Origin of the sequence: Porphyromonas gulae DSM 15663, assembly GCF_000378065.1 — a bacterium.
In the GTDB taxonomy this organism is placed as follows: Bacteria; Bacteroidota; Bacteroidia; order Bacteroidales; family Porphyromonadaceae; genus Porphyromonas; species Porphyromonas gulae.
Genome location: NZ_KB899189.1, coordinates 1 through 8,764, shown reverse-complemented (window position 1 = coordinate 8,764; position 8,764 = coordinate 1). Strand labels below are relative to the sequence as shown.

Sequence of the window (8,764 nt, the reverse complement as noted above, 5' to 3'; positions counted from 1 at the left end):
TTCTTTTCCCGTAAAGTTTTTATCGATTCCCTTGGAACCGAGGTATTGGGCTTGAATACAACAATCACAAATTTGCTGGGCCTTTTGAACCTATCGGAATTAGGGATTGGTACTGCCGTATCTTTTGCATTGTTCAAACCTCTGCTGGAGAATAATCGAAAGGGTATCACCGAGATCGTATCAGTTCAGGGATGGCTATACAGGAATATCGCTATTTTGATCATTATCGTGGGAATGATTCTTATGTTTTTTTTCCCCTGGATATTTCAAAAAACAGATCTGCCGTTATGGTATGCCTATGCCACCTATATAGTCTTTCTAACCTCTTCTCTTTTGGGTTACTTCGTCAATTATAGACAGATTATCCTATCCGCGGATCAAAAGCAATACAAAATAACCTATATTGCCAAAGGTCTAACCTTCCTCAAGCTTATTATCCAAATCCTGGTGCTATACTATTCGCCATGGAGCTATCAGGGTTGGTTAGTTGTCGAATTTGTATTTGCTTTCCTGACTGCAATCATGCTAGAATATTCCGTTCGAAAGACCTATCCTTGGCTGAAAACTTCTTTCCGGATCGGAAAAAGCGTATATAAGGAGCATGAAGTAATACTTACGAAGAGCAAACAACTGTTTTTCCACAAGGTTGCAGGGTATGTACTCAATCAGACCTCACCTCTGATTATCTATGCTTATACGACCCTAACACTTGTTGCTATCTATGGCAATTATATGCTGATAGTATCAGGGTTAATCTCTCTTCTGATTGCGATTTTCAGTGGTATTATACCGACTTTAGGAAACCTTATCGCGGAAGGGAAACGAGAATCCATCCTAAAGGTTTTCGGAGAATATTTTGCCTGCCGTATGCTTATAGCAGGAGTCGTCACCTATTGTTTATGGATTGGAGGAAATAGTTTTATTGTTTTGTGGGTAGGTGCTGAATATCTTTTGGAAGAAATCCCATTTTTCCTGATCGTTGGCATTACATTCGCCAGCATTACGCGTATCAGCGATGATTTTTTGTCCGCTTATGGTCTTTTCAGAGATATATGGGCTCCTATTACAGAGGCTGCCCTCAATCTGGGATTGTCTATTTTATTAGGACTCTTTTTTTCTCTATCAGGCATCCTATCCGGAGTGCTTATCAGCCTAATACTCATTGTCCATATTTGGAAACCCTACTTCTTATGTAGAAATGGCTTGTCGATTCCCGTGAGGAAGTATTATCTCAAGTATCTATTTTACTGTGCAGTTATTCTATTATCAGGCTTTACAACTCATTGGCTGCTTGGCCCCGCTGATATACATGCAGGACTTTCATTCACCAAATGGGCGATATTTTTGCTGAAACATTTCCTCTTGTTCTTTCTCTTCGTGTACGCTATCACTTTTCTGTTAGACAAAGGCATGAAAGACTTTTCACAGCGTATATTTCATATAATCAAAAACAAACTGAGCTACATACATGAATAAAAATCCTATTTTATCCATTATTGTCCCTGTATATAAGGTAGAGCCTTACTTAGAAAAATGCATAAAAAGCATTATAGGGCAAGATTTTGAAGACTTCGAGCTAATTTTGGTCGATGATGGTTCACCGGACAGATGCGGCGCTGTTTGTGATGACTATGCCCTTAAGGATAACCGTATAAAAGTGATACATAAAGAAAACGGAGGGTTAAGCTCTGCCCGTAACACTGGTATTGAAGTTGCTAAAGGCTCTTTTTTGTCCTTTATCGATAGTGATGATTACGTATCATCTGACTTTTATGAAGCAAATATCAAGTATTTGCAGAATCACCCGGAGGTTGATATGGTAGTAATTCCGATATCTTTGGAAGAAGATAATACAGGCAAACAGAGGCCGTTCAAAGCTCACCTAAAACCTTGTATGAAAGAGGGGAAAGAATCTATTGTCGATTTTCTGTGGTCGAGACATTTTCTGCTGTTGCAATCGGCTATCTACAAAGCATCTATATGGGAAGAAATAAGATTTCCATTGGGCATGCTACACGAAGACTCCTACATTCTACCGGATTTAGCGGAAACAGTAAACCGAATAGGTATTTCTTCGATAGGAGTTCATTATTATTTGAAAAGGGAGGGTTCTATAACTGCAGCGAAAAGCGCGAAAAAATCGAGAGATATGATGAGTGTTGCTTTTCGGAATCTCGATTACCTCAAGCAATTTCCAAACACCTACATATACAATCATCGGCTGTTAGGATTCACGCATACACTCAGGACAATAAAATCGACGATACCTACAGGCGAATACGAAGAGTATATAACCCGAATTAAATCATATCCATTGAATAGGAAAACAGTGCTATTCTCACATAGAGCAGGATACAAAGAGAAGCTTTTCGCTCTCTTATACGAATTCCTATTAAAGTAAAAGTCAAAATCAAAAAAATACTGACATCGATATGAAGTCTCCCTTTTTTTCTGTAGTGATACCTCTATACAACAAAGAAGAAACTATTTCTGAAACCATACACTCGGTATTATCTCAAACGTTTGATAACTTTGAAGTTATAGTAGTAAATGATGGATCAAGAGATAACGGCCCTTCAGTTGTAGGGAAGATCCAAGATCGACGTATAATAATGGTTCATCAAGAAAACGCAGGAGTATCTGCAGCCCGCAATAAAGGGACAGAAATCGCTCTTGGTGAATACATTGCATTCTTGGATGGAGACGATAAATGGAAAAAAAATCATCTTGAGGAATTATATACCTTAATTACTGAATACTCTGCACAAGCCAGCGTTTTCGTAACTAACTTCGTTCGCAGATTTCCTGACGGAGAAGTCTATGTCAACAGAAGAGATATAAAAAAAGGGATTGTACAGAACTACTTCAAAGCAACTATCAAAGCAAATGTGATACATACATCATGTGTCTGCATTGAAAAAAAGGTTTTATTGTCGATACAAGGGTTTAATGTAAACTATTCGATGGGCGAGGATCTGGATCTTTGGTACAGACTGGCACGAAAATATAGTGTAGCCTATACACCTGCTATCACATCTATATATGAGATCGGTACTCCCAATAACAGTTGTAGGCAACCTGTCAATTATAAAAAAGATGCAGCCCAAGAGGCTATGAAAGGAGTTTCTTGGAATATCTATGACATAGGATTGTCTGCAAAGAGATATGTATATTTCCTCATTAAAAGAGCCATTAAGTATAAGCCTCATGTGAGAAAACCAAGAAACCATAACTCAATGATCAAATAATGAATAGCGCTTTCTTATACACTTCGATCAGGGAAAGAGACAAAAAGAAAAATAGAATATTCTTTTTGCTTTCCTTATGTTTGCTAACGCTACAGTTTTATATATTCCCAAGTGGACAACCTCAACCGGCTCACGTCTTGGCCTTATTATTTATTTTAACAGCTCTTCTCAAAACACCTACATTTAAGACATTAAACGAAAAACCGATTACTTTATTTGCGATTTACACTCTATATACTATTGTTATTAATGCAATATGCACCTTCCTATATTCCGACCAAACATTCCTGCCCAATATCCTGTATAGTGCTTTCAATTTTTTGCTTTTTTTATCGGCAGCTACTTTTTTCACACAAAAAGAGAAAGCACTTACGAAATATGTCAAGAAGCCTATTCTGATTTCTTTAGTCCTCACTGTTTTTTTCTATGTTATTGGAATAGGTCGATACGATTTTTTTCCCAGATATAATGCTTTTTTCAATGATCCTAACCAAATGGCACACTGGGCTCTTTGTTGCTTTTCTATTCTATGCTTATTGGGGATAAACAATAAATGGTTAATAATAGGAGGTTTTTCACTGTTTGTGATTTGCATCAGTTCTTCTTCTCGATCTGCTTTATTGGGGCTATTTCCAATGTTCATTGGCTACCTTATATATATAAGAAAGAATATTAAGACAAAAAACAATTCTAAGTTCAACCTATTTATTTTCATTACATTTATATCTTTTATCGCAATTTTATCCTATTTACTTATAGAATCTAGTTTTTGGGAGAAATCAGATTCCATTTCTTTTATATTAGAGCGAACAGAAAGCACAGATACAAGTCAACAATTGGATGAAAGAGGCTATAATCTCTTTTTCCAATATCCTGAGTACTTACTTTTCGGATCCGGTCATGGGGGATTTAGCCGATTTAGTAGAACAGAGGAGATACATTCAAATTGGATGGGATTGCTCTTCTACTATGGGCTAATAGGATTTGTATTTTTTGTTTCGCATTTATTAATCATGCTAAAAAGACTCCCACTACATTTAATCCTTATTGCTGCAGGTCCATTATTATATGGCTTCTCTACATTTGGATTAAGGACGCCTGTGTTTTATTTTTACTTAGCGTCCTTATACTACGGTTATAAAAAAATAGAAAAAAAAATTTCACTTTCAAGGCAGCTAAAAAGACTTCAATGAAAAAGGTTTTAAGAATCGTCACATCTTCGGTATCTTTCGATCTTCTCATAGGACAACTCCGATTCCTTTCAGAAAATGGGTTTGAAATAATTGGAGTTTCCGGAGAACCTGAAGATAAAGCAAAGAATACGGGCGAAAAAGAAGGTATTAGAACTATCCTGATAAAACACTTAGTGCGTCCTATAAACCCTACTAAAGACATCAAAGCTTTATTAGAGCTAATACGAGTTATCAAGGAAGAGAAGCCGTTTATCGTTCATGCAAATACACCTAAAGGCTCATTTTTAGGAATGCTTGCTGCCAAATTTTGTCGAGTTCCTCATCGCATTTACACGGTAACCGGTTTGAGGTTCGAAACTGCAACAGGCTTCTTTCGATGGCTACTTATCACGATGGAGCGAATTACCTGTGCTTGTGCTACTAAAGTTATTCCAGAAGGAGATGGCGTCGCTGCTACTCTACAAAGAGAGCGAATAACAAGTAAACCTTTAAAAAAAATTTTGAATGGAAGTATCAATGGTATAGATATAGAGTATTTTTCATTAACTGATTCCATAAAAAAAGAGGCGATACAGATAAGACAAGAAATTGGAGGGAAATTCATTTTCATTTTTGTTGGAAGAATTGTCCGAGACAAAGGCATCAAAGAACTTTTAGAAGCATTTCAACATCTTCAATCAGAGCATCCCGAATGTAAACTACTATTGGTTGGCAGACAAGAACCAGATCTAGATCCCATTTCGAAAGAAACGATCTTAATTATCAAAGATAATCAAGCGATATCTGAAATAGGATGGCAGGCTGACGTTCGTCCATGGTTAGCAGCATCCGATGCCCTAGTTTTTCCTAGTTACCGAGAAGGCTTCCCTAATGTGGTGATTCAGGCTTGTGCTATGTCTCTTCCATCTGTTGTAACAGATATAAATGGATGTAATGAAATTATTATAGAAGGAGAAAATGGGTATATTGTCCCAACACACAATACCCAAGCTTTGTATGAAGCAATGAGAAAATTAATCGAAAATACTTCTACTACGGTCAAGATGGCTCAGGAAGCTCGCCCTCTAATCTTAAATCGTTATGAGCAAAAAAACATTTGGGAAGCAATCTTATCAGAATATCAAAGACTAATTACATAGCAATTATAAGCAAAATGTACAAGAACGGAATTAAACGAATATTCGATTTTTGCCTCGCCTTGGTTGCGATCTTAGTATTATCTCCCGTCATATTGGTGGTATCTGTATGGCTATACATTGCTAATAATGGAGCAGACGTTTTCTTTATCCAGGAAAGACCCGGTAAGGGAGAGAGAATTTTTAAGTTATACAAGTTTAAGAGTATGACTGATGAAAAAGATGCAGAAGGGAATCTTTTGCCAGATAGTGTAAGGCTGACTAAAATAGGAAGATTCATTCGAAAAACATCTATTGATGAGCTACCTCAGCTTTTGAATGTATTAAAAGGAGATATGTCAATTATTGGCCCCAGACCTTTACTTGTTTCTTATTTACCTTATTACAATGAAAAAGAAAGACTACGCCATAGTATACGACCTGGCATTACAGGTTTAGCACAAGTTAAGGGACGTAATACTATAGCCTGGGACGATCGTTTACAACTTGATGTTTATTATGCTGAACACATTTCATTTTGCTTGGATATAAAGATTTTTTTTATGTCGTTTTATTGTGTTATAGCAAGTAAAAATGTTTCTGTAGAAACGAATCAAGTGGAAACAAATTTGAAAGAAGAACGAATGAAAAAAGATCATAATGTTTGATTAATACATTTATCATTTCAAAAAATGAATATACTTTTTACCTGTATTGGGCGTCGCAATTATTTGCTACATTATTTTAGAGAGTCTTTTTGTGGGGATGATAACATCATTGCAACAGACATGAGCTATACAGCTCCAGGTATGGCAGAAGCAGATATTCCAATTATAGTTCCATCTGTATATGATCAGGCTTATGTTCCTACTCTGATAGAGATCGTTAAATCCTATAATATACAAGCCATCATTTCTTTGAATGATCTGGAATTACCTATTTTATCTGCCAATAAAAATAATTTTGAAAAATTAGGATGTAAACTGTTGGTTTCGGATGATCGTGTAATTGACTTGACTTTCGACAAGAATAAAACAGCTTGCTTTCTGAAATCTATCGGCTTAGAAACCCCGCTTACATTCACAAAAAAAGAGTTTTTCATGGAGGCATACAAACATGGTAACATCTCTTTCCCGATTGTTATAAAACCTCGTTGGGGAAGTGCTTCGATCGGCATAGAATTTCCACAGGAAGAAAAAGAGTTTGAACTTGTAGATACTCTTTCACGAATCAAACTACATCGCACGATTCTTTCCACTGCAAGTGCTAATGCTTTAGACGAAGCGATCCTATATCAAGAAATGATACAAGGGGAGGAATACGGAATGGATATCCTTAATGACTTTGAAGGCAACTATGTAGGTACTTTTGCTCGCAAGAAATTAAGCATGCGTGCGGGAGAAACAGACAAGGCAGAAACAGTTATAAACGAACAGCTTGAACATATTGGTCGCACAATCGCCGAAAATCTAAAACATATAGGCAACTTGGATTGTGATGTATTAGTTAAGGATGGGAAATACTATGTATTAGAGCTAAACGCCCGGTTTGGGGGAGGATATCCATTCTCTCACGAGGGAGGGGCAAAAGGCACCAGTTGCTATATGGCTTGGCTACGAGGCGAAAAAGATATTAGCAAATATCTACAATATCAAAATGGCCTTATATTTTCAAAATGTGATAGACTCATTGAAATTAAGAAAACACATGAATAAGGGACGTATTTGGCTCTCGCTGGCTGAGATGGGAGGTGAAGAGCTGCAGTATATCAAAGAAGCTTTCGAAACAAACTGGGTGGTACCTTTAGGGCCTAATGTTAATGGATTCGAGGCTGACCTGGAAGCCTATCTAAAAACAGAGAAGAAAAAAGTGGTAGCACTCAGTTCCGGCACGGCTGCTTTACATTTGGGACTCGTTATGCTGGGTGTAGAGCGAGGGGACGAGGTCATTTGTCAAAGCTTTACCTTCTCCGCTTCAGCAAACCCGATCATCTATCAGGGTGCAAATCCGGTGTTTGTCGACAGTGAGCCGGAGACTTGGAATATGGATCCCCAAGCCCTTCGGAAAACCATCGAGGACAGAATAGCGAAGACCGGCAAAAAGCCCAAAGCCATTATCCCCGTGCATTTGTATGGCATGCCGGCTAAAATGGATGAAATCACAGCCATCGCTAAAGAGTATCAGATTCCATTATTGGAAGATGCAGCCGAGGCTATAGGATCTCAATACAAGGGAGAATATTGCGGCACATTTGCTGAATACTCAGCCCTCTCATTCAATGGCAATAAAATGATAACGACCTCAGGTGGCGGAGCCTTGATTTGCCCTGATGAAAAGTCAGCCCAAAGGGTGATGTTCTATGCTACACAGGCCAGGGACAACGCTCCTCACTACCAACATACTCACATCGGATACAACTATCGAATGAGCAATATATGTGCAGGAATCGGTCGAGGACAAATGCACGTATTGGAGCATCATATTGCCAAACGCAGGAATAACCATAGGCGATACATGGAATTATTGGCCGACATCGAAGGTATAACAGTCATGGACAATCCTTCGCCGGACTTTGACTCTAACTTTTGGCTCACCTGTATAGAAATCAATCCGGAAGAGGCAGGTTTTAGCAGAGAGGATGTGCGTCTTGCTTTGGAAGCGGATAACATAGAAAGCCGTCCCCTTTGGAAACCAATGCACATGCAACCGGTATTCGCCGACTGCCCATTCTATGGCAACGGTACAAGCGAAAGACTGTTCGAGAACGGGCTCTGTCTGCCAAGCGGTACTCTACTACAGGAAAGAGACTTAATACGGGTGTGTGACGTGATCAGAAAACTGAGTAGAAACTGAGCCTTTCAATTTATATATCTGTGATACAATAAATTAATAGCTATCAGAAAAAAATAGGGAGTTGTAGAAACTTTCGTTTCATAGCCCAATAAATATAAGCATATTTCGACAAAATGCTTGTAGTCCTTTATCTTTACCAGGGCAACCGCATCAAAAATTTCGAGAAAATACAAGTTGCTAATTTTCAGATAATTGCATTTTGGAGGTTATACTCAAAGATAAAGAATACACTCAAAAATATGACTGATAATCAGGTATTTACATTTTGATGCGGTTGCCTTGGCCCGAAGGCAGTATCGCTATCGAAAAACAAAGAAATATAGTATATAGAGACCATTGCACGGCACTTTTCGTC

Annotated in this window: 8 protein-coding genes; all 8 read left to right on the top strand. The window is 37.9% G+C overall.

Annotated features, from left to right (window positions below):
* Positions 1-1,476 (top strand): lipopolysaccharide biosynthesis protein (locus F452_RS11005; protein WP_018966079.1); only part of this gene is annotated, 1,476 nt, incomplete at its 5' end.
* The gene (locus F452_RS11000) at positions 1,469-2,401 is read left to right on the top strand and encodes a glycosyltransferase family 2 protein (protein ID WP_018966078.1); all 933 of its coding nucleotides are present in this window, start codon (positions 1,469-1,471) and stop codon (positions 2,399-2,401) included. The genes F452_RS11005 and F452_RS11000, both read left to right, overlap by 8 nt.
* 31 nt (positions 2,402-2,432) lie before the next feature.
* Positions 2,433-3,248 (top strand): glycosyltransferase family 2 protein, encoded by an 816-nt coding sequence (locus F452_RS0110095; protein ID WP_026292381.1) that lies wholly within the window; start codon positions 2,433-2,435, stop codon positions 3,246-3,248.
* Positions 3,248-4,441, top strand: coding sequence for a hypothetical protein (locus F452_RS0110090; protein WP_026292380.1), 1,194 nt, complete (start codon positions 3,248-3,250; stop codon positions 4,439-4,441). Before F452_RS0110095 ends, F452_RS0110090 begins: the two co-directional genes overlap by 1 nt.
* On the top strand, positions 4,438-5,580 hold the full coding sequence (locus F452_RS0110085; RefSeq protein WP_018966075.1) for a glycosyltransferase family 4 protein: 1,143 nt from the start codon (positions 4,438-4,440) through the stop codon (positions 5,578-5,580). Before F452_RS0110090 ends, F452_RS0110085 begins: the two co-directional genes overlap by 4 nt.
* Positions 5,581-5,594: 14 nt before the next feature.
* The gene (locus F452_RS0110080) at positions 5,595-6,224 is read left to right on the top strand and encodes a sugar transferase (protein ID WP_018966074.1); all 630 of its coding nucleotides are present in this window, start codon (positions 5,595-5,597) and stop codon (positions 6,222-6,224) included.
* 24 nt (positions 6,225-6,248) lie between these two features.
* Positions 6,249-7,271: an ATP-grasp domain-containing protein gene (locus tag F452_RS0110075; RefSeq protein WP_026292379.1), complete on the top strand. Its 1,023-nt coding sequence runs from the start codon at positions 6,249-6,251 to the stop codon at positions 7,269-7,271.
* Positions 7,264-8,409 (top strand): DegT/DnrJ/EryC1/StrS family aminotransferase, encoded by a 1,146-nt coding sequence (locus F452_RS0110070; protein WP_018966072.1) that lies wholly within the window; start codon positions 7,264-7,266, stop codon positions 8,407-8,409. Before F452_RS0110075 ends, F452_RS0110070 begins: the two co-directional genes overlap by 8 nt.
* The last annotated feature ends 355 nt before the right edge of the window (positions 8,410-8,764 follow it).